Consider the following 24,992-nt stretch of genomic DNA (forward strand, 5'->3'; position numbering starts at 1 on the left):
AACGATGAAGGCCGTGACCTGGCAGGCCCCCGAGACCCTCGAGGTCGTCGACGTCCCCGACCCGCAGATCGAGGAGCCGACCGACGCGATCGTGCGGGTGACGTCGACCGCGATCTGTGGCTCGGACCTGCACCTCTACGGGGTGCTCGCGCCCTACCTGCAGTCCGGGGACGTCCTCGGCCACGAGGCCATGGGCATCGTCGAGGAGGTCGGCAGCGAGACCGGCGACCTCGCCGTCGGTGACCGGGTGGTCGTGCCCTTCAACATCTCGTGCGGGCACTGCTGGATGTGCCGTCGTGGTCTGCAGTCGCAGTGCGAGACGACCCAGGTGAGGGAGCAGGCCAAAGGGGCGGCACTCTTCGGCTACTCGAGCCTCTACGGCTCCGTCCCGGGTGGGCAGGCGGAGTACCTGCGGGTGCCGCAGGCGCACTACGGGCCGGTGCGGCTACCGCAGACCGGGACCGACGAGCGCTACCTCTACCTCTCCGACGTGCTGCCCACCGCGTGGCAGGCGGCGCGCTACGCCGATGTCGGCGACGGCGACACCGTCGTCGTCATGGGTCTGGGCCCGATCGGTCAGATGACTGCGCGATCCGCTCTGCAGCAGGGCGCCGAGCGGGTCATCGGTGTCGACCTCGTCGACGAGCGGCTCGCGATGGCCGCCGCGCACGGCATGGAGACGGTGGACGTGCGCACGGTCGACGACCTCCCTTCGACCATCGCCGAGATGACCGACGGTCGCGGCGCCGACCGGGTCGTCGATGCCGTCGGGATGGAGGCGCACGGCAACCCGGTCGCCGAGCGGGTCATCGGCGCCACGAGCCGGATGCCGAAGCCCTTGGCCCGCAAGGCCATCGAGACCGTCGGGATCGACCGGCTCAAGGTGCTGCACCAGTGCTTCGACGTGGTGCGCCGCGGCGGCACGGTGTCGCTGAGCGGCGTGTACGGCGGCATGGCCGACCCGATGCCGCTGATGAAGATGTTCGACAAGCAGGTGACCGTGCGGATGGGCCAGGCCAATGTCCGTCGGTGGACCGACGAGCTGCTCGAGGTGGTCTCGCGCGAGGAGGACGTCTTCGACGTCGAGGGGCTGGCCACGCACCGCGTCCCGCTCGCCGACGCGCCGGAGGCCTACCGCACCTTCCGCGACAAGGCGGACGGCTGCATCAAGGTCGTGCTCACGCCCTGACCGCAGCCCACCGAGACCGCGACGACGCGCACGGGGACAGGGTGCGCGTCGTCGCCCTCGCTCTGCGTGGCCGTGGCCTCATCGGCCGGTCAGCCCGTGGCGCCGAGCTGACGCGGGGGCCGCAGCCCGAGTGCGGCTCACGCGAGCACCTCGCCCGGGAGCTACCTGCGGGTACGACGTGCAACCAGTCGCGGTCGAGCGCGCCCGACCCCTGGATTGCCGGGCCACCGTCCTCGCCCAGCCACACAAGTGCACGTCGTACCCGCAGGTAGATGAGCGGAAGGCCGGGTGGCGCGGGAAGGCCGGTGCACGTCGGCGCTGGTGAGGGGTGTCGCGAGGCGGCACGGCGGCGGTGAGATCGGGTGCCGCGTCGCTCGACGAGCGAAGCCGTCGTCGAGCAGTTAGGTTAGGGCAGCCATACCTTAGTTAGGTAACCCTCACTTATCAGGAGACCGCCCGGTGAACCCGCACCTCCTCACCCAGGACACCGCAGACGACTACGTCGCCGGCATGTCACGCGTCACCCGGCTCGTGGCCCAGCACCTCGCTGCCGACTCCCCGTCGACCGGGGCGTCCGTCGCAGACCTCGCGCCCGTCGTGGACGGCGTCGACCTCGACCGGCCCGCCAGCGACCTCGACGCGGCCCTCAGCGAGGTCACCGACGTCTACCTGCGCGACGCCATCTGGTTCCACCACCCGTCATACGTCGCCCACCTCAACTGCCCGGTCGCCCTGCCTGCGGTCCTCGCCGAGGGGATCATCGCGGCCGTCAACACCTCGGTCGACACCTGGGACCAGAGCGCCGGCGGCACCCTCGTCGAGCAGCGCCTCGTCCGCTGGACCGCCGGACGGATCGGCCTGGACGAGGACACCGCCGACGGCGTCTTCACCAGCGGCGGGACCCAGTCCAACCTGCAGGGTCTGCTTCTCGCCCGCGGTGAGGCGGCGCGGCGCACCGGGTCCACCGATCTCACCCGGATGCGGGTGCTCGCGACCGAGCACAGCCACTTCAGCGTCATCAAGTCGGCGCGGATCATGGGTCTGCACCCCAGCGCCGTCATCCCCGTCCCCACGGGAGCGACCGGCGGCATGTCGCTCGTCGCGCTGCGCACCCAGCTCGAGGCCATCCGCGAGCGCGGCGAGATCGCCATGGCCGTCGTCGCGACCGCCGGCACCACCGACCTCGGGGTGATCGACCCGCTCCCCGGCATCGCCGACCTCGCGGCCGAGTACGGCGCCTGGCTGCACGTCGACGCCGCCTACGGAGGGGGCCTGCTGCTCTCCCTTCGCCGCCGCCACCTGCTCGACGGCATCGAGCGCGCGGACTCGGTGACCGTCGACTTCCACAAGACCTTCTTCCAGCCGGTCAGCTCGAGCGCGATCATCGTGCGTGACGCCGTCACGCTCGCCCACGTGACGCACCACGCGGACTACCTCAACCCCCGCACCGCCGTCACCCCCAACCAGGTGGACAAGTCGCTGCAGACGACCCGCCGGTTCGACGCGCTCAAGCTGTGGATGACCCTGCGCGTCACCGGCGCGGACGCCGTCGGCGAGATGTTCGACGAGGTCATCGACCGCGCGCATCAGATGTGGGAGGTGCTCGTCGACGACGCGCGATTCGAGGTCGCGGCCGAGCCGATGCTCAGCACCGTCCTGCTCCGGTATCGGCCCGAGGGGGTGAGTGCGGCGGAGGCGGACTCGCTCAACCCGCTCATCCGGCAGGCGCTCCTCGACCGGGGCGATGTCATGGTCGCCGGCACGGTCATCGACGGGCGAGCCTGGCTGAAGTTCACCCTGCTCAACCCCGACACCTCGCTGGAGCACCTGAGGGGCATCCTCGAGACGATCGCCGCGACGGGCGACCAGCTGCTACCGGCGCTTCGGGATGCGGCCCTTCGAGACGGCGCTGGCGCGCCTCCTCAGGGACCGGATGTCCTTGACGAGCTGCGGCTGCCCTTCGAGACGCTCGCTGCGCGAGCTCCTCAGGGCACGGGAGCGGGGGTGACGCGATGAGAAGCCCTGTGTCAAGCCGCCTGGTTTTGGGTGGCTCGTCGGTTGGTCAGGACGCGTTGGAGCGCGTGGTGCTTGTCGGGGTCGTAGGCAGCGTTGTCTTGCCAGCAGTGCCAGATGACGTAGAGCCAGGCGCGGGCGAGGATGCGCACGGCGTGGGCGTGATCGTGTCCGCGGGCTCGGGACCGGTCGTAGAGGTCGGCGGCCCAGAGGTTGGCGTGTCGGCTGCCGCCGGCGAAGTCGGTGACGGCGTCGCGCAGTTGCTTGTCGCAGGCCCAGCGGAAGCCGACGACGCGCATCTTGCCGGATTGTCGGGTCGAGGGCGCGACGCCGGCCAGGCAGGCCAGGGATTCGGGGGTGGGGTACTTGGCGCGGCAGTCGCCGATCTCGGCCAGCAGCCGGGCGGCGCGTACGCGTCCGGAGCGGGGCAGGCTGGTGAAGATGTGCCCGTCGGCGTGGGCGTCGAGCTGGTCGCCGATCTGGCGGCCCAGGATCTTGATCTGCTCGACCAGGGTCGTCAGCAGCGCGATCATCGCGTGGGTGCTGCCGGCCTCGGCGGTGGCCGCCGGGCCGGTCAGGCCCCTGGGTGCCTGGGTCAGGTGGGCGTGGAGCACGGCAGGGTCGGTGCGGCCGCTGTAGCCGACCGAGGCCAGCCACTTGCCCAGCCGGGCGGGAGAGAGCCAGTCGGCGCGCTCTTGGGTATCGAAGCGGGCGATGAAGGCCAGGCTGATCTCGGAGTCGAGGTCGGCGAACAGGCCCACCGCGCCGGGGAAGACGATGCTCAGGTGGGCGCGCAGCTGGTTGGCGGCGGCGACCCGGTGGGCCACGAGGTCCTTGCGGGTGCGGCAGGCGCGGCGCAGCGCCGTGGTGGCCTGGGTGTCCGGCTCCAGTCGGCGCAGCCGGGCCCGGTCGGTGCGCAGGGTGTCGGCGAGCACGAACGCGTCGAAGCGGTCGTCCTTGTTGCCGGCCGAGCCGTACCGGCCGCGCAGGTTCTTGACCTGGTTGGGGCTGATCACCACCACCGTCAGTTCGGCCTCGAGGAGGACGTCGATGATCGGCCCGTCGGGTCGTTCGATGGCGACCTCATCGACGCCGTGCTTGGCCAGGAAGATGACCAGGTCGCGCAGGCCGGTCGTGGTGTGTTCGACCATGACGCGCGCTATTTCGCGGCCGCGGCCGTCGACGATGCACGCGGCGTGGTCATCCACGGCCCAATCGATGCCGGCCGTGACGTCGTTGAGTGGGGTTTCGGGCAGGGTGGTGCTGGTGGCAGACTGCATGTCAGCCTCCTCGCTGCTAGTCCCAGTGGGGAGGCACCCTCATGTGGTGCCGCTGGTGCCGGGACGCAGCTGCCGGTTCGCTCACTGATCGGCGCTCGGAGGCGCTCAGCCCTGTCGACGGTCTGCACGTCCCGGGTAACCACCAGACCTCGCAGATCTCATCGTGGACATCCAACGCATCGAGCGAGCTGGGCGATGGCCTGGTGGCACCTCGGGTGCATCAACGCCCTATCGGAGAACGCTGATACAAGGAAGGTAGACCAGTGAGCACCTGGCACTTCCTCTCCCCCATCGGTCGGGTCACGATCGAGCCGGCCGTCCCGCAGGAGCACATCGACCTTCTGCACGCCTGGGTCACCCACCCCCGGTCCACGTTCTGGGGGATGCAGGGGAACACCTCGGAGCAGTCACGCGCGGCCTTCGACGAGATCGATGCCGACCCGCACCACACGGCCTGGCTCGGTCGGGTGGACGGTGTGCCGACCTTCCTCACCGAGACCTACGACCCGGCGCACAGCGTGCTGGCCGCGCACTACCGCGTCGAGCCGGGCCAGCTGGGCATGCACGTGCTCGTTGCGCCGACGGACACACCCGTGCACGGCCTCACCTCGCAGGTCTTCCGCGCCGTCATGCACTTCTGCTTCCGCGACCCCGCCGTCACCGAGGTCGTCGTCGAGCCGGACGTGCGCAACCACGCGATCCACGCCAAGAACGCCGCGGCCGGCTTCGTCGTCGATCGGCGTATCGCCCTGTCGGACAAGGAGGCCCTGCTGAGCTTCTGCACCGTCGAGGCCTTCGCCGCGAGCGAGCGAGCGTCGGGTTCGGGGGGCGAGCGAGCGTCGGGTTCGGGGGGCGAGCGAGCGTCGGGTTCGGGGAGCGAGCCAGCGTCGGACTCGGGCAGCGAGCTGGAGCGCGGTGGCCCGGTGCTCGGGGGCGAGGGACTCCCTTCGCCCGATGTCGCGCACCTGGAGCCGGAGGTGACGGCCCGCGCCCATCGACACGTCGCCGCCAAGGCGATCGGCGAGTTCACCCATGAGCGGCTGCTCTCGCCCGAGCCGACCACCGACGGTCGCTGGACGATCACCGCGGGCACCGCGCGCTACACCTTCGCCGCGACCCGGCACGCCTTGGAGCATTGGCGGGTCGACCCGGCGAGCCTCGAGCGGACGGTCGACGGCGAGGTCACGCGGGTCGACGCGATGGCCGTGGTGTCCGACCTGCACGAGGACCTCGGCATCCCCCACCACCTCCGCTCGACCTACCTCGAGGAGCTCAGCGGGACCCTCGCGAGCCTCGCGTACAAGTGGCACCACGCGCGGCACACCAGCAGGGAGCTCGTGCACGCCGACTTCCAGACGATCGAGGCCGCGATGACCGAGGGGCACCCCGCCTTCGTCGCCAACAACGGGCGGATCGGCTTCTCCGCGACGGACCACGCGGCGTACTCCCCCGAGGCCGGAGCCGACGTGCACCTGGTGTGGATCGCGGTGCGGCGCAACGTCGCCCATCTGTCCTTGGCGGACGGGTTGACCGAGGAGGACCTCTACGCCGGCGAGCTGGACCCTGCGGACCGCGAGCGGTTCTCCCTTCGTCTGGAGGCGAAGGGAGTGGACCCGGCGGACTACCTGCTCATGCCGATCCACCCCTGGCAGTGGGACCACAAGCTCGCGGTGACCTTCGCGTCGGACCTCGCCCGACGGGACATCGTGCACCTGGGCAGGACGAGCGACCGGTACCGGGCTCAGCAGTCGATCCGCACCTTCTTCAACCGCGATCGGCCGGAGCGGCACTACGTCAAGACGGCGCTGGCGATCCAGAACATGGGCTTCCTGCGCGGGCTGTCGCCGAGCTACATGGCGGCCACCCCGGCGATCAACGACTGGGTGGCGCAGCTCGTCGAGGACGACCCGGAGCTGGCCGCGTGCGGGTTCCGGGTGCTGCGCGAGGTCGCGGCCATCGGCTACACCGGTGACGCCTACCACCAGCTCGGTGCGCCCAACCCGCACACCAAGATGGTCGCGGCCCTGTGGCGTGAGTCGCCCGTGCCGAAGCTCGTTGCGGGAGAGCGGCTCCAGTCACTCACCGGGCTGCTGCACCGCGACGCCGACGGTGGTGCGCTCATCACCGAGCTCGTCACCGCGAGTCCGATCGGAGCCGCCGAGTGGGTGCGGCGGATGCTGCGCGCGTACCTGCGGCCCGTCGTCCACTGCCTCGGCGTGCACGACCTCGCCTTCATGCCGCACGGGGAGAACCTCATCCTCGTGCTCGAGGACCACGTGCCCACCGGCGTCTTCATGAAGGACATCGGCGAGGAGGTCGTCGTCATGTCGGACCGGCCGCTGCCGGCGGACGTCAAGCGGATCCGGCACGTCCTGCCCCCGCACGTGCAGTCCCTGTCGATCCTCACCGACGTCCTCGACGGGGTGCTGCGCTTCGTCGCCGAGATCCTCGCCGACGACGAGGTGATGAGCGGCGGCGAGTTCTGGACTCTCGTCGCCGAGTGCGTCCAGGAGCACGCGGCCGACCACCCGCGCGCGGCCCGGCTGGACCTGCTGCGGGAGAGCTTCGAGCACTCGTGCCTCAACCGGTTGCAGCTGCGCAACACGCTGCAGATGGTCGACCTCACCGACCCGGAGGGCTCGCTCATCCGGGTGGGGGACCTGGCCAACCCTCTCCACAATCCGCACGACCTTAAGGAGATGCGGCCGGAGATGCGCGAGGGTGCGCACGACCTTAAGGAGATGCGGCCGGTGACGCGCGAGGGTGCGTACGACCGCTGGCGCACCGGTGGCTGATCCCGACCCTTCGAGGCCCGGCCGCGGACGGCCTCGCGCCTCAGGAAACGTTGACGAAGGAGACTGCATGACCGACCTGAGCTTCCGCCCCCTTCGCCCGCACGAGGATGCGCCGCTGCTGCACGGGTGGTTCACCCAGCTGCGCGGACGCTTCTGGGGCATGGGTGACAAGAGCGTCGACGAGGTGCGCGACGTCTACGACTTCGTCGACTCGCTCGAGGCGCACTGGGCGTGGATCGGCGAGAAGGACGGCCGGCCCGTCGCGCTCGTCCAGACCTACGAGCCCGAGCACGACCCCGTCGCAGAGGCCTATGCGGTGCGATCGGGCGATCCTCGCCGTGCTGGAGCGGTCCGGCTTCGAGCTCGGCGAGCGAGTCCGCCTCGGGGACAAGGACGCCCGCATGGTCTACCTGACGCGGCAGCGCTTCGAGTCGCCGGGCCGCTGACCCTCGCCGGCCGCCCGGGAGGTCACGGTCGCATTGCGAAGGGGGCGCGCACCGTGGACCCGGGGCCTCCCCGCGAGAGGGTCTGACCATGGGGACACGCACACCTGCTCTGATCGCACTCGTCATCACGATGGCCTATGGCATCGGCTTCGCCTTCTTCGACAGCCCGCCGAGGGCCTACGCCGTCGGGGGTGCGCTGCTCGTGGCCGCCGCCTGGGTCGCGGTGGGCATGATCACCAGCCGGGGACGCAGCGGGTCCCCCATGTGATGCGGTGATCGACCGCCTCCCAGGGGCCACGAGCCGGCGCACCTTCGTGGCCGGGGCTGTCGCGGCCGTCGCCGCGGGCGCGACCAGCACCATGGGGATGAGCCTCTACCGCAACCGCCACGAGGTGCCCGCCAGCTACGGACTGACCGTGGCCATGCGGTCCGCGACCGGTCCGTGGCGGCAGACGCGCGAGCTGGTCCACGCCGCGGACCTCGAGCGCGTGATCCCGGGGACCCGCGTGCTCGCGGGACCGCAGCAGGAGGAGCTGCTCGCGACGCAGGAGGCGTGGCTGGACGGGCTCGACCTGCCCGACCACGTCGCCGGGACACCTCGCGACCTCGTGCGCCAGGCCGCTCTCGACCTGTGGGTGCTCTCCGCCGGCCTGCCCATGGCCGTCGCCGGATGGTCACCCATGTGGCGCCACGCCTGGCCCCGCGACACCGCCCACGTCGCCGTCGCGCTGCACCGCCTCGGGGACGCGAAGGGAGCGACCCGCCAGCTCGCAGCCCTCGCCTCCCGCGTCGGGCGGGCAGGACGGATGCAGGCGCGCTACGCCCTCGACGGCGGCACCCCCGACGACCGGCCGCCGCAGGACGACGGCTTCGGGTGGGCGCTGTGGGCCGCCGGCTCGACGGTCGACTCGTGGCGGGGGACGGCCGACGAGGCGAGCATCGATGCCCTCGTCCGGCACTGCGCCACCACGGCGCTCACCCGGCTCGGCAGCGACGGGCTCCCCCTCCCTTCGCCCGACTACTGGGAGCTCGAGGAGCGCCAGCTGACCCTCGGCACCGCCGCTCCCCTCCTCGCCGGGCTCGAGCACGCGGCGCTGCTGACCACCGGTGGGTTGCGTGAGCGCTGCGCAGCCGCTGCCCTGCGCCTGGACCACCAGGTCCACTCGACCTTCGGCATGCGGGGCTGGCCCCGGCGGGTCAGCGGCGGCGCGAGCGACACGGCGATCGCATGGATGCTGCCTCCCTACCGGGTCGGTCCGCCGCGCGAGGCCGAGCTGCGCGCGGCCCTCGACGAGGCCGCCCGGCAGATGGCCCGGCCCAACGGCGGGTACGCCCCCGGCGGGGACTGGCGCAGGGACGGGGTGGCGTGGACCCCCGAGACGGCCGTGCTCGCCGGGGCGTGGGCGACGGCCGACGACACTCGTGGCCGGGCCGTCGAGACCCTCGACTGGCTGGGGCGGCACCGCTCGCGTGGACGGCCGCCGTCGTGGTCACGGCCGCCGCCGATCTGGGACGCTGAGAGGACCCGACCACAGGAGGAACCGTGAGCGACACACCGACCTACCTTGCCCCGCCGCACACGAACGTCACCTACGTCACGACCCAGCAGATCCCGACCGTCGTCCGCCTCGCCGAGGAGGTCCTGCCGAGCGACATGGGCGGGGTGTTCGACGAGACCTTCCGGACCCTCGTCCCCGCGCTCCAGGAGCGTGGCATCGAGATCGCCGGACCCGCACTCGCCCTGCACCACCGCATTCCCGGGGCGACGATGAGCTTCGAGCTCGGCTTCCCCGTGGGGGCACCGCTCGACGGCGAGCTCGAGGCCGGAGGCATCACCTTCTACCCCTCGAGCATGCCCGCGACCCAGGTCGCGACGATCTCCCACGTCGGCAGCTACGACGGCTTGGGGCGGGCATGGGGCGACCTGATGCAGCGAGTCGCCGCCGACGGTCACCGGACTTCGCTGCCCTTCTGGGAGGTCTACGTCACCGCGCCCTCGCCCGAGATGGACCCGAGCACGCTGCGGACCGACCTGGTCGTCCCGTACGAGGACTGAGCCGCCCTCGCCCCTCGGCCGCGGCCGTCAGCGGGCGCGGCGCAGCACCTCGCGCAGGGGCGTCGCCGGGTGCCCGGTGAGCGCCTCGACGTCCCCGGTCACCTCGGCGTGCTCGCCGGCGGCGATCGCGGTGTACGTCGAGATCCACCCCGCCACCTCCCAGTCGGGGGCGCCGTAGGAGGCGCGGGAGGCCCGGGCCTCCTCCAGGGTCTCGTCGACATACGTCACCTGACGCCCCTGCACCTCGCCGACGATCGACGCGATGTCGTTGAAGGACAAGGCCGCTGGGCCAGTGAGCGTGTACGTGCGGCGCGCGTGCGCCCCGGGGTCGGCGAGGACCGCCGCCGCGGCCTCGGCGATGTCGTCCTGGGCGACGACGGCGACCCGACCATCACCACCCGGACCGCGGATCACGCCGTCCTCACCGACGAGGCCAGGCATGAAGTCGGCGTAGAACCCGTCGCGCAGGAAGGTCCACGACATCCCGGAGTCGCGGATGTGCGCCTCGGTCGCCGCGTGGTCGCGTGCGAAGGTGAAGGTGCTGCCCTCGCTCGCTCCCTGGAAGGACAGGTAGACGAGGTGGCGCACCCCGGCGGCCGCGGCCGCGTCGACGAAGGCCAGGTGCTGACCGACCCGCTCGGCGTCCTCCGAGGCCGAGACCATGAAGGCGACCTCGACCCCCGTCAGCGCCTCCTGCACGAGCGCTCCGTCGGCGAAGGGGGCGAGTACCGCCTGCGCACCCGGCAGGTCGGGTGCCCGGCCGAGGTCGCGGACGAGGAGGCGCAGCGGCGCTCCCTTCGCCGAGAGCCGCTGTGCCACGCGGCCGCCGATGCGGCCGGTGGCCCCCGTGATCGCGATCGGGGAGGTGGTCATCTCCGGTCCGACAGGACGTGGGAGGCGGCGGCGGAGAGTGCCGCGACGCCGAGGACGGCCGGCCAGGCGCCGACCTTCTTGGCCAGCGGGTGCGAGGCACCGAAGCCGCCGAGGTAGACCACCGACAGCGCAGCGGTCGTCGCCGGGTCGGTCTTGGCCAGCCAGCTGCGGCCGGCGAGCAGACCCGCCCCACCGAGGACGACGCCGCCGAGCGGGCGGATCCCGGTCTCGCGGGCGACGAGGAAACCGCCGACGAGCCCGAGGGCCGTGACGGGAGCGGTCTGGACCAGGCGTGCATCACGAAGCGTCATACGGACAGGCTACGACCGGCGCGAAGGGGGATGGGATGCTGGCCGTAGACCCCTCCCGCGAGACCAGGAGCACCCATGAGCACCGAGAAGATCGTCGTCATCGACGGAGCCCGCACCCCGACCGGCAGCTTCGGCGGGATGTTCAAGGACGTCCCGGGCTACGAGCTCGGCGCCACCGCGAGCCGTGAGGCCCTGCGCCGCGCCGGTGTCGCCGGCGAGGACATCTCCGAGGTCGTCATGGGCTGCATCGGCCAGGTCGGACCCGACGCCTACAACGCCCGTCGCGTGGCCGTCGCCGCCGGCCTGCCGACCAATGTCCCGGCCTACACCGTCAACCGCCTGTGCGGCTCCGGTCTGCAGGCCATCTGGTCCGCCGCGATGGAGATGCGCTGGAACGACCTCGACTTCACCCTCGCCGGTGGCGACGAGTCAATGACCCGGATGCCCTTCTACGACTTCGGTGCCCGCAGCGGCTACAAGCTCGGCAACCGGCAGCTGCAGGACGGCACCGTCCTGATGCTCACCGATCCCTTCCACGACATCCACATGGGCGTCACGGCCGAAAACGTCGCGAAGAAGTACGGCGTCTCCCGCGAGGAGCAGGACGAGTTCGCGCTCGAGTCGCAGCGTCGCGCGGCGACCCCGGAGGCCCAGGCCGCCTTCGCCGAGGAGATCACCGCCGTCGAGGTCGGGGGCCGCAAGCCCTTCACCGCCGACAAGGACGAGCACCCCAAGCCCGAGACCACGCTGGAGACCCTGGCCAGGCTGCGGCCCGCCTTCACCAAGGACGGGACGGTCACCGCCGGCAACGCCTCCGGCATCAACGACGGCGCCGGCGTCGTCGTCCTCGGCCGTGAGTCGGCCGTCAAGGAGCGCGGCCTCACCGGCCTCGTCAGCCTCGAGGCCGTCACCACCGCCGCGATGGAGCCGGAGCTCATGGGCTACGCGCCGACGCTCGCGCTCAAGGCGCTCTTCGAGAAGACGGGCCTGGCGCCCAAGGACATCGGGGTCATCGAGCTCAACGAGGCCTTCGCCTCGCAGGCCGTCGCGGTCATCCGCGACACCGGCCTCGACCCCGCGCAGGTCAACCCGTACGGCGGGGCCATCGCGCTCGGTCACCCCGTCGGCGCGACCGGCGGCATCCTGACCATCCGCGCGGCCAAGCACATGGTCCGGGCCGATCTCGAGTACGGCATCGTCACCATGTGCATCGGTGGCGGCCAGGCTCTCGCGGCGCTCTTCCGGAGGGTCTGATGGCTGCCGTCGAGCTCACCGTCACCGACGGTGTCGGGCACATCCAGCTCAACCGTCCCGAGGCCGCCAACGGGATCGACATGGCGCTCGCGACCGGCCTGCGTGAGGCCGTCGAGGCCGCACGTGATGACGAAGGGGTGCGCGCGGTCCTGCTCAGCGGCGCCGGCAAGCGCTTCTGCGGGGGCGGTGACATCGGCAGCTTCGTCGACGAGGACGCGACGACCTATCTGCAGCGGCTCGCCGAGGAGGCGGGCGCGGCAGTCATGACGCTGGAGGACCTGGCCAAGCCGGTCGTCACTGCCGTGCAGGGTGCGGTCGCCGGAGGCGGCCTCGGGCTGATGCTGGGCGGCGACGCGATCATCGCCCAGGAGGGCACGAAGTTCGTCTTCGCCTACCCCGCGATCGGGCTCACCCCGGACTGCGGCGTCTCGTACCTGCTCCCCCGCGCGATGGGCCAGCAGCGGGCGCTCGCCTTCGCGCTGTCGGGCCGACCGCTGTCGGCGCAGGACGCGCTGGCGCAGGGCCTCGTCACCGAGGTGGTCGAGGACGCGCAGGCGCGCGGTCTCGAGCGGGCGACGAGCCTGGCGCAGGGTGCGGCCGGCGCCTTCGGTGACGCTCGTCGTCTGCTGCGGGCCTCGTGGACCCGGGACCGGGCCACGTCCGCCGCGGACGAGGCCCGGACGCTGAGCACGCGGGGCCAGGGCGAGGAGGCCCGGGCGCTCTTCGCGAAGTTCCTCGGGCGCTGACCTGCGGGAGGTCACGTCGCGCGTCAGCGGCCTGCCCGTCGACTGCTCCAGGTGTTACCTGCGGGTACGACGTGCACTTCCGATGCGACGCCGCGACCAGACCCCGGAAACATGGGGATCTCGTCGGATGCGGTCGCGCAAGTGCACGTCGTACCCGCAAGTAGTGAAACGTGGCCGGGGTCAGGCGGAGGCGACCGGGCGGCGAAGGGAGATGTCGGCGCAGGCCTCGCACGTTTCCTCCGGGATGACGCCGAGGCGCATGAGGTGACCGAAGGCGAAGCACCCGGCGCAGAAGCCCAGCGCCGCCTCGAGCGTCGCGAACAGGACGAGCACGCCGAGGACGATCCCGGCGGCCAGGTGCAGGCCGAAACCGAGTGCGAGGACGGCCGCCGCCGTCGAGAAGACGACGCCGATGCCCTGGGCGAAGCGCTTGGGCGGGCCGGGCGTGTAGCGCGGCGCGCCGAGGCGGGGCCCGATGACCTTCATCGCCAGCCAGCCGAGGGGGCTGAGCCGCGGGCCGGCGAGGACCCGGCCGAGGAAACCGAGCGCCAGCGGCACGGTGAGCCACCACCATCCCGTGACGAGCGTCGCGACACCGAGGGCCACCACTCCGGTCGCGACGGTGCGCGCCGCCTTGTCGTTCACCGGGTTGGGGAAGTTGAAGAAGGCCATACCCGCAGCATAAGTGCGTGTTTCGTTATACATAACGCAATGTGATGGAAGGGTCGGGCGTGGACGAAGCGACACCTCCTTCTGGTATCGCGTATAGATACGCGATACGCTCGGCAGGTGATCGTCAGTTTCCGACACAAGGGACTGGAGCGGTTGTACCGCACCGAGACGAAGAAGGGTGTCCAGGCGGCGCACGTCCCCAAGCTGCTGCGCATCCTGTCGGCCCTGGACGTCGCCCAAGGACCGGCCGACCTTGAGATCCCGTCCTTTCGCACTCATCGACTCAAGGGTGACCTGACGGGCCACCACTCCATATGGGTCAACGGCAACTGGCGCATCACCTTCCGATTCATCGAGTCGGATGTCGAGCTTGTCGATTATCAGGACTATCACTAGCCCGTGGAGGGAGAACCACCATGATGAAGAATCCGGTCCACCCCGGCGAGATCCTGCGCGAGGACGTTTTGGCTGACCTCGGCCTCACCGTCAGCGAGGCCGCCAATCGCCTCGGCGTCTCGCGGGTGTCGTTGAGCCGGGTCCTGCACGGCCACGCCAGGATCAGCTCCACCTTGGCGATCCGGCTCGAGGCTGCCGGCGTCGGCACCGCGAGCTCGTGGCTGGCCATGCAGTCTGCCCACGACCTGTCCGTCGAACGTGCGGCGGGCATCCCCAAGGTGCAGCGCCTCACGTCGGTCGCCTGAGGCACCCTCAACCCATCAGGAGGATGGCCGCACTCGGACGGTCGTAGGCTCACGACCATGGACGGTGGCACCCGGGCGGCACAGGCCCTGATCGACAGCGGCATCGAGCACACGATCACCCGGCACGGGCGGGTCGGCTCCCTCGAGGAGGCCGCGGCGGCCCGAGGGGTCGAGCCGCGCGACATCATCAAGACCCTCGTGGTGCGAAGGGGGGAGGGCGACCACCTCTTCGTCCTCGTCCCGGGCGACCGCCAGATCTCTTGGCCGAAGCTGCGTGCCCTGCTCGGCGTCAACCGGATCTCCTTGCCGGACAAGGAGATCGCCCGGGAGGTGACCGGCTACGAGAGGGGGACGATCACCCCCTTCGGCTCCCTGCAGTCGCTGCCGGTCATCGCGGACGAGACCGTCGCGGGCCGGACCGTCTCGATCGGAGCCGGGGAGCACGGCGTCGCCGCCACCCTCGAGGCCGACGCGATGGTCGCCCACCTCGGCGCCCAGGTCGCGGACGTCACCGAGCCCGCCTGACCCTTCGAGACGGTTGCTGCGCAACCTCCTCAGGGAGCCTCAGCAGCGGACGCAGGCTGGGGGTGGCCCGACTCATGGGAAAGCCCGGACCCCTCCCTCATCTCGTGAGACGAAGGGAGAGCCGTCCGGGCTTTTCCTTAGGGCCACTCCAGCCCTGCGTCCGCGACCAAGGGGAGCAGGGGGACAGAACGGGAGCGAGCGGTCAGCGCGGGGCCATGCGCAGCGAGCCGTCCATGCGGATGACCTCGCCGTTGAGGTAGTCGTGCTCGATGATCATCTGGGCGAGCTGGGCGTACTCGTCGGGGCGGGCCAGACGCTTGGGGAAGGGCACGCCTGCGGCCAGGCCCTCACGGAACTCGTCCGAGACGGTCGCGAGCATCGGGGTCTCGACGATGCCGGGGGCGATCGTCAGGACGCGGATGCCGTGCTGGGCGAGGTCGCGGGCGGCGGGCAGGGTGAGCCCGACGATGCCGCCCTTGCTCGAGGCGTAGGCGGCCTGGCCGATCTGACCGTCGTAGGCCGCGATCGAGGCGGTGTTGATGATGACGCCGCGCGCACCGTCCTCGAGGGCCTGCGTCTGCGTGATCTTCTCCGCAGCGAGCGTCAGCACGTTGAAGGACCCGATGAGGTTGATCTGGACGACCTTGGCGTAGAGGGCCAGGTCGTGCGGGCCCTTCTTGCCGAGGATGCGCATCGACGGGCCGATGCCCGCGCAGTTGACGACGGTGCGCAGCGGCACGCCGGCACCGGCGGCGGTGTCGACCGCGGCCTGGACCTGCTCGGGGTCGGTGACGTCGACCGCGACGTACTCGACGCCGTCCACCTGCGGGGCGCCCTCGATGCCGGCGGGCAGGTCGAACGCGAAGACCTTCGCCCCCTGGGCTGCCAGCGCGGCGGCGGTGGCTGCGCCGAGGCCGGAGGCCCCACCGGTGACGATGGCTGCGGTGTCCTTGATCTGCATGCTTCTCCTTCGAGGGGTGCCGAGTGCTCGGGCTGAGCCTAACCAGCCCCACGCAGTGACCAGTCCCACAAGCCGGGGACGAAGGGCGGACACCGTCACGTCGTCGCCGGGCCGGCGGTTAGCGTGCCCCCATGGAGCAGCCCAGGTCCCAGGCGCACGTCCCGTCCCCCGGAGCCTTCCCCGCACTCGCCCGCAACCCGCGCGAGGTCCTGCTCTTCGGTCTCACCCCGCCCCGCGCCGAGACGACCCCTGAGCGCGTCGCCGAGATCGCCGAGCGGACGTTGGCCCGGGTCGAGGCGCTGCCCGTCGACGCCCTCGTGCTCTACGACATCGCCGACGAGGCCGAGCGGACCGACCAGCCCCGACCCTTCCCCTTCGCCGCGATGCTCGACCCCGGCGACTACCTGTGCCAGCAGCTCGCCCGCTGGGACCGGCCCGCGATCATCTACCGCGCGGTGGGCAAGTACGGCCAGGACGAGCTGAGCCAGTGGCTTGCTGCCGCCCCCGACAATGTGCTCACCGTCTTCGTCGGCGCATCGAGCAGCGACGCGCAGGTGCGCACGACACTCACCCGCGCCCTCGAGCTGCACCGCGAGGTGCGCCCGAGCCTGCCGCTGGGCAGCGTCACCATCCCCGAGCGGCACGCCAAGCGCGGGGACGAGCACGAACGCCTGCTCACCAAGCAGCGGGCCGGGTCGAGCTTCTTCGTCAGCCAGATCGTCTACGACATCGCCGCGGCCAAGAACCTCGCCTCCGACTACCGCTACGCCGTCGCCCAGGACGACCTCGACCCGGCACCGCTGATCTTCACCCTCTCGCTGTGCGGCTCGGACAAGACGCTGTCCTTCCTCGAGTGGCTCGGCGTCGACGTACCCAGCTGGGTGCGCAACGAGATCCTCCACGCCGAGGATCCCCTGCAGTGGTCAAAGGTCCACGCACTCAACGCTGCTCGTGAGCTGTCGAGCTTCTGCCGCTACCTGGGCATCCCCTTCGGCTTCAACATCGAGTCCGTCTCGAGTCGCAAGGTCGAGATCGAGGCAGCGGTCGAGCTGACCCACCAGGTCGCGGAGATCCTCGACCGGGACTGAGCCGGCCGGCTGCGGGGGTTTGAGGGCTAGCCTCGTGACCATGCTGGCCGAACGCCTCACCGATGCCGTCGCCCACCACGCAGAAGGGCCCTGCTGGTGGCCGGGCTGGGGCGGACTGCGCTGGGTCGACATGCTCGCCGGTGACGTCCTCGCCCTCGATGCGAGTGGCACGGTCACCCGCACCCATGTCGGCGACGTCGCCGCGATGATCCGGCCCCGCGCCGGCGGCGGCGCGGTCATCGCGCTCGAGCGGGGACTGGCCTTCGCGGACGTGGACTGGCGGGTGGACCCCCTTCGCCCCATGTGGGAGACGGACGCGGTGCGGATGAACGAGGGCGGGGTCGCGCCCGACGGCAGCCTCCACGTCGGCTCGATGGCCTACGACCAGGCGGAGGGGGCCGCGAGCCTCTACCGGGTCGGCCCCGACCTCGACGTGGCGACCGTCCTCGACGCGGTGACGGTCTCCAACGGCATCGACTGGTCGCCCGACGGGACGCTGGCCTACTACGACGACACGCCGACCGGGCGGATCCAGGTCTTCGACTGGTCGCCGGACGACGGGCTGACGCAGGGGCGTGTGCTCGCGGAAGTCGACGGCTTCCCCGACGGCCTGACCGTCGACGGCGAAGGGGGGATCTGGACCGCGATCTTCGGCGGCGGCCGCGTGGAGCGCCGGGCCCCCGACGGCACCCTCGACGCGGTGATCGAGGTGGGCGCACGGCAGGTCACGGCCTGCACCTTCGGCGGGGAGGACCTCGACGAGCTCTTCATCACGACCTCCCGGGAGGGTCTTGACGAGGGCGAGGACGCTGCTGCCGGCTCGGTCTTCGTCGCCCGCCCGGGCGTGCGCGGGAAGGCGGTGGCTCCCTTCGCGGGGTGAGGCCGGCCCGGCTTCGAGACGCTTGCTGCGCAAACTCCTCAGCCAGCGTTGGGCGGGAATGGACCGAGTGCACCCCCTGTTGGTATAGTTGAAGCATCAACCAAACAGGAGGCGGCAATGCAGTTCGGACTCTTCAGCGTCGGCGACGTGACGATGGACCCCACGACCGGCCGCACGCCGAGCGAGGGCGAGCGCATCCACGCGATGACCCAGATCGCGCTCAAGGCCGAGGAGGTCGGGCTCGACGTCTTCGCCACGGGTGAGCACCACAACCCGCCCTTCGTGCCCTCCGCCCCGACGACCCACCTCGCGTACATCGCGGCCAAGACCGAGCGCCTCAAGCTCTCGACCGCGACGACCCTCATCACGACGACGGACCCGGTCCGCATCGCCGAGGACTACGCCTTCCTGCAGCACCTCTCCGGCGGCCGCGTCGACCTGATGATGGGCCGCGGCAACACCGGCCCCGTCTACCCGTGGTTCGGCAAGGACATCCGCCAGGGCGTCCCGCTCGCCATCGAGAACTACCACCTGCTGCGCCGCCTGTGGCGCGAGGAGAATGTCAGCTGGAAGGGCCAGTTCCGCACGCCCCTGCAGGGATTCACCTCGACCCCACGACCGCTGGACGGCGTCGCCCCCTTCGTCTGGCACGGCTCGATCCGCTCCACCGAGATCGCCGAGCAGGCCGCGTACTACGGCGACGGGTTCTTCCACAACAACATCTTCTGGAACATCGAGCACACCGCCCAGATGGTCGGCCTCTACCGCCGGCGCTTCGAGCACTACGGGCACGGGGACGCCAGCCAGGCGATCGTCGGGCTCGGCGGGCAGGCCTTCATGGCGCAGACCGAGGCCGAGGCCAAGCGGGTCTTCCGTCCCTACTTCGACAACGCGCCGGTCTACGGTCACGGTCCGTCGATGGAGGACTTCACCCGGCAGACCCCGCTGACCGTCGGCACCCCCGAGATGGTCATCGAGCGCACGCTCTCCTTCGCCGACCACGTCGGTGACTACCAGCGCCAGCTCTTCCTCATGGACCACGCCGGGCTGCCCCTGGAGATGGTCCTGGAGCAGGTCGAGATCCTCGGCCGCGAGGTCGTCCCGGTGCTGCGCAAGGAGTTCGAGGCGCGCCGCCCCGAGGGTGTCCCGAGCGAGCCCCCGACGCACACCTCGCTGGTGGCGCAGGGCGAAGGGAGCCCCCACCGTATGGTCGTGACGAGCCCCGTCGTGATCGCCCAGCAGGACCAGAAGCAGAAGGAGATGGCCAGCCAGTGACCCGCAACGTCGTCGTCATCAGCGCCGGGCTCTCGCAGCCCTCGAGCACCCGACTGCTCGCCGACCAGCTCGCCGCCGCCACCCGCTCCGCGGTGGGCGGGCGCGGCGAGTCGGTGGACATCGAGTTCATCGAGCTGCGTGAGCTGGCGGTCGAGATGGCCGAGTCGATGGTCTCCGGCGGGCGGCCGACGCCCGCCCTGAGCGCCGCCCAGCGGCAGGTCGCCGCGGCCGACGGGATCATCGCGGTCACCCCGGTCTTCACGGCCAGCTACTCCGGCCTCTTCAAGACCTTCGTCGACCTGCTCGACAAGGACGCGCTGACCGGCAAGGCCGTGCTCGTCGCGGCGACGGCCGGCACGCCCCGGCACAGCCTCGTGCTCGAGCACGCCATGCGCCCGCTCTTCGCCTACCTGCGCGCGATCGTCGTGCCGACGGCCGTCTTCGCCGCCACGGAGGACTTCGGCGGCGAGAACGACCTCGACACCCGGGTGCACCGGGCCGCCGCCGAGCTCGCCGGTCTCGTCGTCGCCGATCGCGCCGGCGTCGCGGGCTTCGCCCAGGGTGACGACGAGCCCGGGCCGCTGGGCCCGGTCACCGACTTCTCCGAGCTGCTCCGCGGGCACGACGGGGGCTGATCCCCGGCGATGATTATCGGGTCACCCGAGAAACGTCGCCTTCGCATGAGTTTGATACTCCTGCGAAGGCGATGATTATCGGGTGACCCGATAATCGTGAGGCCTGTGTGGCCCCAACCCTCAGCCCCGCACGCGCCGACGCAGCGACCCGGGCAGACCGGCGACGGCCGCGACACCGAGCGCGGTCTTGGGCTCGTAGCCGACCCGCCACAGCCCACCGTGGGCAGCCGCGTCGCTGAAGAGCTCCTCGGGGTGCTCCCGCTGCGGCGTCTCGCGCACGAGGTCTCGCACGAGCAGCGCTGCCATGAGCGGCCGCACGGTCTCCGGCTGGAAGACCTCGACGCCGAAGTGGTGCGCGCCGCCGTAGGCCGCGCCCAGGACGGGGTTCTTGGTGACGGACCGGGTCCACGTGGCCGGGGCGACGTTGAAGGAGACCCGCTGGCCGCTCCCTTCGGCAGCGACACCGCGCCAGCGCTGCAGCCGCTTGGCGATCGCGTAGTTGGGGCCCTGCTGGGGCACGAGGACGTCGGCGATGCCGGGCTGCCCCTCGCGGGTGCCGCGGTAGGCGGGGGCGAAGAGGCGCCCTCGGCCCATCGCCCGCAGCGGGCCCTGGGCCCCCTTGAGCGCCAGACCGCGAGCGGCCCAGCGGCGCCGCGACTCGGCGACGACATCCGGCGGGACGACGAAGGCATCGGTCGGCGTCGCCAGCCAGGCGAGCGCGGTGTGCGGGTCGTCGTCGGTGAGCGCGTCCATGAGCAGGTCGACCGCGGCGCTCACCCGCACGTGCACCCCCGAGTCGGCGTAGGCGTGCATCCCCACGGCCAGCGGCTGCTCGCCCCCGACCCGGCGGACCCACTCGAGGACCTCGCCGGGCTGGTGGATGACGTCGGCCCCGGAGTCACCGGCGGCGTCGACGGGGAAGGTCAGGGTGCCCGCTCCACGCGAGGCCAGACCCTTCTTGTACCGCCAGGCGCGGCTGCGCGGCAGGTCGATCGCGAGCACGTCGGCGCCCCACGACAGCAGCGTCTCGAGCGGGCCCATCTCGGCCCCGGCCCCGACGAGCAGCGCGCGGTGGCCCGGCAGCGCCAGCCACTCCGGGTGGTCGATGACCTCGGCGACCGCCGCGGCGAAGGACGGCTCGACGATGCCCCTGTCGACCCAGGCACCGAGCTGGCCGCGCAGCTCCTCGCCCTCGATCTCGCGGCCGTCGACGGGGACCCGCAGCCGGGTGACCGGCTCGGCGGTGCCGCGCACGCTCTCCGTGCCGAAGGGGGCGGAGCCGGTCGGCATCGTCAGCTCGGCCGCCTCGAGCGGCACCTCGTCGCCAGCGGCGTCGACCAGGACCATCCGGCGGCGCATCGACGCGAGCCCGTCGGTCGCGATCCGCGCGGCCCGGTCGGCGGACCCGGCACTGGCGGCGGTCACGTCGTGGACGTGGTCGACGTAGTCCTTGCGCCAGTCACCCGTGTCGTCGATGCGCTGGGCGAGCTCGGGGTCGACCCCGCGGACGGAGTCGGCGAGCACCCCTCTCGTCGTCGTGGTCGTCGACCGCCTGCCCTGGTCGTCGGCCGGGAAGTGCACGCCCGCTGAGATCTCGTCGCTCATGCCCTCATCCTGTGGCCGCCGTCACAGGTAAATCAAATGGCGTCCACGAGCGCTCGGACCACGCTCGCCGCGTCGGTCTCGGCGGTGAGGTGGTCGACGCCGACCCCGGCGTAGAGGGGGGTGTAGTCGGTGTCACCGCGCTCGCGCCCGGCGGCGTGCTCGCCCCTGGCGTCGCCGGTCATCGCGTCCTCGTCGCCGCTCCACCGCCGGACGAAGGGGGTGGCGACCGCCCGTCCGCCGAACTCCCGCGGCCACGCGATGTCCTGGGCGACGTCGTGGACCCGCGAGTACCGGGTGTCGTCGGCGGCGACGAGCGCGGTCCTGGCCTGCGGCGTGTTGTCGGCCTCGACGCAGGTGAGGAAGGGGGTGCCGCACCACACGCCGGCCGCTCCCTTGCCCAGCGCCCGGGCCACGTCGTCGGCGGTCGAGATGCCCCCGGCGGCGAGCACGGGACGGTCGGTAGCGCCGAGGGCGAGGTCGAGGATCGCCTCGGTGCCCATCTCGTCACGGCCGTGTCCGCCCCCTTCGCCACCGCGGGCAATGATGAGGTCCGCCCCGGCCGCGAGGGCCATCTCCAGGTCGGCCGCGTTGCCCACCTGGCAGGCGGTGCGCAGGCCCGCGTCACGCAGCCGGGCCACCGGCTCAGTGACGTCGCCGAAGGAGACCGACACGAGGGCCGGTCGCTGCTCGCCCGCGAGCGCGATGACCGCGTCGAGCTGGGTGGAGCGCTGCGGAACCCAGGCCATCAGACCGATGCCGAAGGGGGTGCCTCCCGCGCCCGCGAGCGCCGCCTGCTCCGCGATCCACTCGGGCGAGGCGCTCCCGCGCGCCCCGATCATGCCCAGACCACCGGCCGAGGAGACGGCATGCGCGAGGCGACCTCCGGCGACGCCGGCCATGGGCGCGCAGACGATCGGGTGACGGATGCCGAGCAGGTCGATGAGAGCAGCCATGCCCTCATCATGCGCCCGAGCAGCCGCTCTTCGTAGACTCCGCTCCATGATCCGACGCGCACTGCCCGCCATCGCCGCCGCCAGCCTCCTCGCCCTGACGGGGTGCGGCACCGACTCGGGGGGCAGCGCGGCGAGCTCGTCCGCCGCCTCCCCCTCGACCACGACGATCAGCGGCAAGACCGAGTGCCCGCCGGAGGGCGGGGCAAAGGTGCGGGTGACGGCCTTCGAGCAGGCGCCGCCGATGTGCATCGACCCCAAGAAGGCGTACACGGCGACGATCGCGACCGACGAGGGCGACGTGACGGTGAAGCTCGACGCCAAGAAGGCGCCGACGACGGTCAACAACTTCGTCGTGCTCGCCCGGTACAAGTACTACGACGGGCTGACCTTCCACCGCGTCATCCAGGGCTTCATGGCGCAGGGCGGCGACCCGGTCGGTGACGGCAGCGGCGGCCCGGGCTACCAGTTCAAGGACGAGCTGCCCAAGGCCGGCGAGTACGAGGTCGGCTCGATCGCGATGGCCAACGCCGGGCCGGACACCAACGGCTCGCAGTTCTTCATCGTCACCGGTGATGCGGGTGTCGGGTTGCCGCCGAGCTACAGCCTCTTCGGCAAGGTCACCCAGGGCATGGAGGCCGTCACCGCGATCGAGGACGACGGGTCCATGGGCGACGGCCCGCCGAGGGCGATCCACACCATCAAGAGCGTGACGATCACCGAGAAGTAGTCATGGACGATGTCCTCGTCGAGAGGGTCCTGCGCGCGGTGGAGCTCGTCCCGCGGGGCAGGGTCATCTCGTACGGGGACATCGCCGCACTCGTCGGGACCGGTCCACGACAGGTCGGCTGGGTCCTGCGCGAGTACGGCAGCGGTGTCACCTGGTGGCGGGTGGTCAACGCCTCCGGGGACGCACCGCAGCACAAGCGGTCAGAGGTCTTCGAGCACTGGGCCACGGAGAGCATCACGGTCAAGCCCAACGGCCTGGGCTGCCGGATCGCCGAGTACCGGGTCGACCTCGAGGAGCTGGCGCGCGCCCACGCGGCCGCCACCGCCGACTTGGGCGGCTGACGCGCGCCACACTGGCCTCAGGATTATCGGGTGACCCGAGAATCCTCGCCTTCGCAAGAGTCTTGAACCCATGCGAAGGCGAGGTAACTCTTGTCGAGCAGCTCAGGCGCCGGGGCGACCCTGGTGACGCATCTGCTCGAGCGCGAGCGCGGCGAGCGCACCGATGACGAGGACCGCGGCGGGCAGCAGCAGCGACTCGGCGAAGGCCGACGACAGCGCCTCGGCGATGGCCGGGGGCAGGGCTGCGGGACCGCCGGCGGCGCTCCCTTCGCCGGACCCGAAGCTCTCCGCGGCCTGCGGGCCGAGGTGCGAGGCGATCCGCGCCGACATGAGCGCGGCGATCGCCGCCGACCCGATGACCGACCCGACCTGACGGGTCGTGTTGTAGATGCCCGCCCCGGCACCGGCGAGCTGGATCGGCAGGTTGCGGTTGGCGGTCGTGGCGAGCGGGCCCCAGATGAAGGCGCCGGTCACACCGATGAAGGTCATCGCCACGCACACCGCGACGATCGAGGAGTCGGGGGTCATCAGGCGGCTGAGGACGAAGAGGGTCACGGCGAAACCGGCCAGGCCGACGGTGGGCAGGGTCCGCGGGTGGATCCGGTCGACGAGCTGGCCGACGGGGCGGGCCAGCGCGATCGAGGCGATCGCCTGGGGCGCCATGAGCAGCGCGGCCTCGGTCGGCGAGTAGCCGCGCACGCTCTGCAGCCACACGAGGAGGGGGAACATCATCGCCGTCACGGACAACCCCATCGTGGTGATGGCGAGGTTGGACAGGGAGAAGTTGCGGTCGCGGAAGAGCCCGAGGGGCACGAGCGGCTCCTTGGGGCCGCGCGCCTGCCAGGCGATGAAGCCCACGAGGACCAGGAGGCCGATACCGATGAGCACGGGGATCGTGATGGGCCCGACGATCTGGCCCCAGTCACGCCCTTCGCCCTCCTGCAGACCGAAGATCACGAGGAAGAGACCGACCGCGGACAGCACGACGCCGACCCAGTCCATGGCGTGGGCATGCCGCTCGAGGCTCGGCACGAGTCGTGCGGCGGCGATGAAGCCGATGATCCCGACAGGCACGTTGATGAAGAAGATCCACTCCCAGCCGAGGGAGTCGAGCAGGAGGCCGCCGAGCAGCGGGCCGACGAGGAAGGCCACGCCGGCGGTCGCGCCCCACAGGGCCATGGCCGACCCGCGGCGCTGCGGCGGGAAGGTGCGCGTGATGACCGCCATCGTCTGCGGGGTCATCATCGACGCGCCGAGGCCCTGGACCACCCGGGCCCCGATGAGCCAGCCGATGCTCGGGGCGAGGCCGCAGGCCAAGGAGGCGGCGGTGAAGATCGCCAGCCCCAGCAGGTAGAGCCGCTTGGGGCCGAAGCGGTCACCGAAGCGACCGGTGATGAGCAGCGGCACGGCGTAGGCGAGGAGGTAGGCGCTCGTCACCCACAGCACCGGCTCGATGCCCGTGTGGAAGCCCTCCATGAGGGCGGGCGTCGCGATGGAGACGATCGAGACGTCGACGAGGATCATGAAGAACCCGACGACCAGAGCCCACAGCGCCGGCCACGGGTTGTCGGGGAACTCGTGGGCTTGGTTCGCCTGCGGGGCGCCCGTCTCGACCGTCATGGGGATGACGCTACGCCGCCCGACCGACAACCCGGACCGACCAACC

General features: G+C 71.5%; 26 protein-coding genes. 18 read left to right on the top strand and 8 right to left on the bottom strand.

Annotation, left to right across the window (positions count from 1 at the left end):
- Positions 1–4 precede the first annotated feature (4 nt).
- The gene (locus EXU32_RS14770; RefSeq protein WP_130630591.1) at positions 5–1,189 is read left to right on the top strand and encodes a zinc-dependent alcohol dehydrogenase; all 1,185 of its coding nucleotides are present in this window, start codon (positions 5–7) and stop codon (positions 1,187–1,189) included.
- 459 nt (positions 1,190–1,648) lie between these two features.
- The gene (locus tag EXU32_RS14775) at positions 1,649–3,205 is read left to right on the top strand and encodes a pyridoxal phosphate-dependent decarboxylase family protein (RefSeq protein WP_207233816.1); all 1,557 of its coding nucleotides are present in this window, start codon (positions 1,649–1,651) and stop codon (positions 3,203–3,205) included.
- 11 nt (positions 3,206–3,216) lie between these two features.
- Here the strand turns inward: EXU32_RS14775 and EXU32_RS14780 are convergent, their stop codons facing one another.
- Positions 3,217–4,482 carry an IS110 family transposase gene (locus tag EXU32_RS14780; RefSeq protein WP_130628060.1) on the bottom strand — a complete coding sequence of 422 codons (1,266 nt, stop codon included), beginning with the start codon at positions 4,480–4,482 and terminating at the stop codon, positions 3,217–3,219.
- 263 nt (positions 4,483–4,745) lie between these two features.
- Between EXU32_RS14780 and EXU32_RS14785 the strand changes: the two genes are divergently transcribed.
- The 5 genes from EXU32_RS14785 to EXU32_RS14805 all read left to right on the top strand — a co-directional run bounded on the left by EXU32_RS14785 (position 4,746) and on the right by EXU32_RS14805 (position 9,779).
- Complete coding sequence (locus EXU32_RS14785; protein ID WP_130630592.1) at positions 4,746–7,277, top strand: GNAT family N-acetyltransferase; 2,532 nt, start codon at positions 4,746–4,748, stop codon at positions 7,275–7,277.
- 67 nt (positions 7,278–7,344) lie between these two features.
- Positions 7,345–7,809, top strand: coding sequence for a GNAT family N-acetyltransferase (locus tag EXU32_RS14790; protein WP_207233817.1), 465 nt, complete (start codon positions 7,345–7,347; stop codon positions 7,807–7,809).
- 2 nt (positions 7,810–7,811) lie between these two features.
- Positions 7,812–7,991, top strand: a complete 180-nt coding sequence (locus EXU32_RS14795; protein WP_130630593.1) for a hypothetical protein — start codon at positions 7,812–7,814, stop codon at positions 7,989–7,991.
- A gap of 4 nt (positions 7,992–7,995) precedes the next feature.
- The gene (locus EXU32_RS14800; RefSeq protein WP_130630594.1) at positions 7,996–9,270 is read left to right on the top strand and encodes a hypothetical protein; all 1,275 of its coding nucleotides are present in this window, start codon (positions 7,996–7,998) and stop codon (positions 9,268–9,270) included.
- Positions 9,267–9,779, top strand: a complete 513-nt coding sequence (locus EXU32_RS14805; RefSeq protein WP_130630595.1) for a GyrI-like domain-containing protein — start codon at positions 9,267–9,269, stop codon at positions 9,777–9,779. The genes EXU32_RS14800 and EXU32_RS14805 overlap by 4 nt, the downstream gene beginning before the upstream one ends.
- A 27-nt stretch (positions 9,780–9,806) precedes the next feature.
- Here the strand turns inward: EXU32_RS14805 and EXU32_RS14810 are convergent, their stop codons facing one another.
- A complete protein-coding gene (locus tag EXU32_RS14810) occupies positions 9,807–10,652 on the bottom strand; it encodes an SDR family oxidoreductase (RefSeq protein WP_130630596.1) in 846 nt (281 codons plus the stop codon).
- Positions 10,649–10,963, bottom strand: a complete 315-nt coding sequence (locus EXU32_RS14815) for a hypothetical protein (protein ID WP_130630597.1) — start codon at positions 10,961–10,963, stop codon at positions 10,649–10,651. The genes EXU32_RS14810 and EXU32_RS14815 overlap by 4 nt, the downstream gene beginning before the upstream one ends.
- Positions 10,964–11,038: 75 nt before the next feature.
- Between EXU32_RS14815 and EXU32_RS14820 the strand changes: the two genes are divergently transcribed.
- Both EXU32_RS14820 and EXU32_RS14825 read left to right on the top strand, forming a co-directional pair.
- The gene (locus EXU32_RS14820; RefSeq protein WP_130630598.1) at positions 11,039–12,217 is read left to right on the top strand and encodes a thiolase family protein; all 1,179 of its coding nucleotides are present in this window, start codon (positions 11,039–11,041) and stop codon (positions 12,215–12,217) included.
- Positions 12,217–12,963 (top strand): enoyl-CoA hydratase/isomerase family protein, encoded by a 747-nt coding sequence (locus tag EXU32_RS14825; protein ID WP_130630599.1) that lies wholly within the window; start codon positions 12,217–12,219, stop codon positions 12,961–12,963. Before EXU32_RS14820 ends, EXU32_RS14825 begins: the two co-directional genes overlap by 1 nt.
- A gap of 180 nt (positions 12,964–13,143) precedes the next feature.
- Here EXU32_RS14825 and EXU32_RS14830 read toward each other — a convergent pair whose 3' ends face one another.
- On the bottom strand, positions 13,144–13,635 hold the full coding sequence (locus EXU32_RS14830; RefSeq protein WP_130630600.1) for a DUF4395 domain-containing protein: 492 nt from the start codon (positions 13,633–13,635) through the stop codon (positions 13,144–13,146).
- 117 nt (positions 13,636–13,752) lie between these two features.
- Here EXU32_RS14830 and EXU32_RS14835 point away from each other — a divergent pair, with 117 nt between their 5' ends.
- Genes EXU32_RS14835 through EXU32_RS14845 form a run of 3 tightly spaced genes read left to right on the top strand, consistent with a single transcriptional unit; the run spans position 13,753 to position 14,861 of the window.
- The gene (locus EXU32_RS14835; RefSeq protein ID WP_130630601.1) at positions 13,753–14,031 is read left to right on the top strand and encodes a type II toxin-antitoxin system RelE/ParE family toxin; all 279 of its coding nucleotides are present in this window, start codon (positions 13,753–13,755) and stop codon (positions 14,029–14,031) included.
- 20 nt (positions 14,032–14,051) lie between these two features.
- Positions 14,052–14,336, top strand: coding sequence for a HigA family addiction module antitoxin (locus EXU32_RS14840; protein ID WP_130630602.1), 285 nt, complete (start codon positions 14,052–14,054; stop codon positions 14,334–14,336).
- A 57-nt stretch (positions 14,337–14,393) separates the two neighbouring features.
- Complete coding sequence (locus tag EXU32_RS14845; RefSeq protein ID WP_130630603.1) at positions 14,394–14,861, top strand: aminoacyl-tRNA deacylase; 468 nt, start codon at positions 14,394–14,396, stop codon at positions 14,859–14,861.
- Positions 14,862–15,063: 202 nt separating this feature from the next.
- On the opposite strand, the gene EXU32_RS14850 is transcribed toward EXU32_RS14845, so the two are convergent.
- On the bottom strand, positions 15,064–15,822 hold the full coding sequence (locus tag EXU32_RS14850; RefSeq protein ID WP_055989346.1) for an SDR family NAD(P)-dependent oxidoreductase: 759 nt from the start codon (positions 15,820–15,822) through the stop codon (positions 15,064–15,066).
- 131 nt (positions 15,823–15,953) lie between these two features.
- Between EXU32_RS14850 and EXU32_RS14855 the strand changes: the two genes are divergently transcribed.
- The 4 genes from EXU32_RS14855 to EXU32_RS14870 all read left to right on the top strand — a co-directional run bounded on the left by EXU32_RS14855 (position 15,954) and on the right by EXU32_RS14870 (position 19,700).
- Positions 15,954–16,910, top strand: a complete 957-nt coding sequence (locus EXU32_RS14855) for a 5,10-methylenetetrahydrofolate reductase (RefSeq protein ID WP_130630604.1) — start codon at positions 15,954–15,956, stop codon at positions 16,908–16,910.
- A gap of 40 nt (positions 16,911–16,950) precedes the next feature.
- The gene (locus tag EXU32_RS14860) at positions 16,951–17,790 is read left to right on the top strand and encodes an SMP-30/gluconolactonase/LRE family protein (RefSeq protein WP_130630605.1); all 840 of its coding nucleotides are present in this window, start codon (positions 16,951–16,953) and stop codon (positions 17,788–17,790) included.
- A gap of 117 nt (positions 17,791–17,907) precedes the next feature.
- The gene (locus tag EXU32_RS14865) at positions 17,908–19,065 is read left to right on the top strand and encodes an LLM class flavin-dependent oxidoreductase (protein WP_130630606.1); all 1,158 of its coding nucleotides are present in this window, start codon (positions 17,908–17,910) and stop codon (positions 19,063–19,065) included.
- Positions 19,062–19,700 (top strand): FMN reductase, encoded by a 639-nt coding sequence (locus tag EXU32_RS14870; protein ID WP_130630607.1) that lies wholly within the window; start codon positions 19,062–19,064, stop codon positions 19,698–19,700. Before EXU32_RS14865 ends, EXU32_RS14870 begins: the two co-directional genes overlap by 4 nt.
- Before the next feature lie 120 nt (positions 19,701–19,820).
- Here EXU32_RS14870 and EXU32_RS14875 read toward each other — a convergent pair whose 3' ends face one another.
- Both EXU32_RS14875 and EXU32_RS14880 read right to left on the bottom strand, forming a co-directional pair.
- Positions 19,821–21,305, bottom strand: a complete 1,485-nt coding sequence (locus EXU32_RS14875) for a hypothetical protein (RefSeq protein ID WP_130630608.1) — start codon at positions 21,303–21,305, stop codon at positions 19,821–19,823.
- 32 nt (positions 21,306–21,337) lie between these two features.
- The gene (locus EXU32_RS14880; protein WP_130630609.1) at positions 21,338–22,258 is read right to left on the bottom strand and encodes an NAD(P)H-dependent flavin oxidoreductase; all 921 of its coding nucleotides are present in this window, start codon (positions 22,256–22,258) and stop codon (positions 21,338–21,340) included.
- A 46-nt stretch (positions 22,259–22,304) separates the two neighbouring features.
- Between EXU32_RS14880 and EXU32_RS14885 the strand changes: the two genes are divergently transcribed.
- Together EXU32_RS14885 and EXU32_RS14890 are read left to right on the top strand one after the other, a co-directional pair.
- Entirely contained in the window at positions 22,305–22,985 is a 681-nt protein-coding gene (locus EXU32_RS14885; protein WP_130630610.1) for a peptidylprolyl isomerase, read from the top strand.
- Between the two features lie 2 nt (positions 22,986–22,987).
- The gene (locus EXU32_RS14890; RefSeq protein WP_130630611.1) at positions 22,988–23,326 is read left to right on the top strand and encodes an MGMT family protein; all 339 of its coding nucleotides are present in this window, start codon (positions 22,988–22,990) and stop codon (positions 23,324–23,326) included.
- Between the two features lie 102 nt (positions 23,327–23,428).
- Here EXU32_RS14890 and EXU32_RS14895 read toward each other — a convergent pair whose 3' ends face one another.
- On the bottom strand, positions 23,429–24,946 hold the full coding sequence (locus EXU32_RS14895) for a DHA2 family efflux MFS transporter permease subunit (protein WP_130630612.1): 1,518 nt from the start codon (positions 24,944–24,946) through the stop codon (positions 23,429–23,431).
- Positions 24,947–24,992 lie beyond the last annotated feature (46 nt).

Origin of the sequence: Janibacter limosus (assembly GCF_004295485.1) — a bacterium.
Lineage (GTDB): Bacteria > Actinomycetota > Actinomycetes > Actinomycetales > Dermatophilaceae > Janibacter > Janibacter limosus_A.

Excerpts from the sequence above, each read along its gene's own strand:
- EXU32_RS14770 (WP_130630591.1), top strand. The coding sequence starts at position 5 with ATGAAGGCCGTGACCTGGCAGGCCCCCGAGACCCTCGAGGTCGTCGAC.
- EXU32_RS14780 (WP_130628060.1), bottom strand. The coding sequence starts at position 4,482 with ATGCAGTCTGCCACCAGCACCACCCTGCCCGAAACCCCACTCAACGAC.
- EXU32_RS14790 (WP_207233817.1), top strand. The coding sequence starts at position 7,345 with ATGACCGACCTGAGCTTCCGCCCCCTTCGCCCGCACGAGGATGCGCCG.
- EXU32_RS14795 (WP_130630593.1), top strand. The coding sequence starts at position 7,812 with ATGGGGACACGCACACCTGCTCTGATCGCACTCGTCATCACGATGGCC.
- EXU32_RS14810 (WP_130630596.1), bottom strand. The coding sequence starts at position 10,652 with ATGACCACCTCCCCGATCGCGATCACGGGGGCCACCGGCCGCATCGGC.
- EXU32_RS14815 (WP_130630597.1), bottom strand. The coding sequence starts at position 10,963 with ATGACGCTTCGTGATGCACGCCTGGTCCAGACCGCTCCCGTCACGGCC.
- EXU32_RS14820 (WP_130630598.1), top strand. The coding sequence starts at position 11,039 with ATGAGCACCGAGAAGATCGTCGTCATCGACGGAGCCCGCACCCCGACC.
- EXU32_RS14825 (WP_130630599.1), top strand. The coding sequence starts at position 12,217 with ATGGCTGCCGTCGAGCTCACCGTCACCGACGGTGTCGGGCACATCCAG.
- EXU32_RS14830 (WP_130630600.1), bottom strand. The coding sequence starts at position 13,635 with ATGGCCTTCTTCAACTTCCCCAACCCGGTGAACGACAAGGCGGCGCGC.
- EXU32_RS14840 (WP_130630602.1), top strand. The coding sequence starts at position 14,052 with ATGATGAAGAATCCGGTCCACCCCGGCGAGATCCTGCGCGAGGACGTT.
- EXU32_RS14845 (WP_130630603.1), top strand. The coding sequence starts at position 14,394 with ATGGACGGTGGCACCCGGGCGGCACAGGCCCTGATCGACAGCGGCATC.
- EXU32_RS14850 (WP_055989346.1), bottom strand. The coding sequence starts at position 15,822 with ATGCAGATCAAGGACACCGCAGCCATCGTCACCGGTGGGGCCTCCGGC.
- EXU32_RS14855 (WP_130630604.1), top strand. The coding sequence starts at position 15,954 with ATGGAGCAGCCCAGGTCCCAGGCGCACGTCCCGTCCCCCGGAGCCTTC.
- EXU32_RS14860 (WP_130630605.1), top strand. The coding sequence starts at position 16,951 with ATGCTGGCCGAACGCCTCACCGATGCCGTCGCCCACCACGCAGAAGGG.
- EXU32_RS14865 (WP_130630606.1), top strand. The coding sequence starts at position 17,908 with ATGCAGTTCGGACTCTTCAGCGTCGGCGACGTGACGATGGACCCCACG.
- EXU32_RS14875 (WP_130630608.1), bottom strand. The coding sequence starts at position 21,305 with ATGAGCGACGAGATCTCAGCGGGCGTGCACTTCCCGGCCGACGACCAG.
- EXU32_RS14880 (WP_130630609.1), bottom strand. The coding sequence starts at position 22,258 with ATGGCTGCTCTCATCGACCTGCTCGGCATCCGTCACCCGATCGTCTGC.
- EXU32_RS14885 (WP_130630610.1), top strand. The coding sequence starts at position 22,305 with ATGATCCGACGCGCACTGCCCGCCATCGCCGCCGCCAGCCTCCTCGCC.
- EXU32_RS14890 (WP_130630611.1), top strand. The coding sequence starts at position 22,988 with ATGGACGATGTCCTCGTCGAGAGGGTCCTGCGCGCGGTGGAGCTCGTC.
- EXU32_RS14895 (WP_130630612.1), bottom strand. The coding sequence starts at position 24,946 with ATGACGGTCGAGACGGGCGCCCCGCAGGCGAACCAAGCCCACGAGTTC.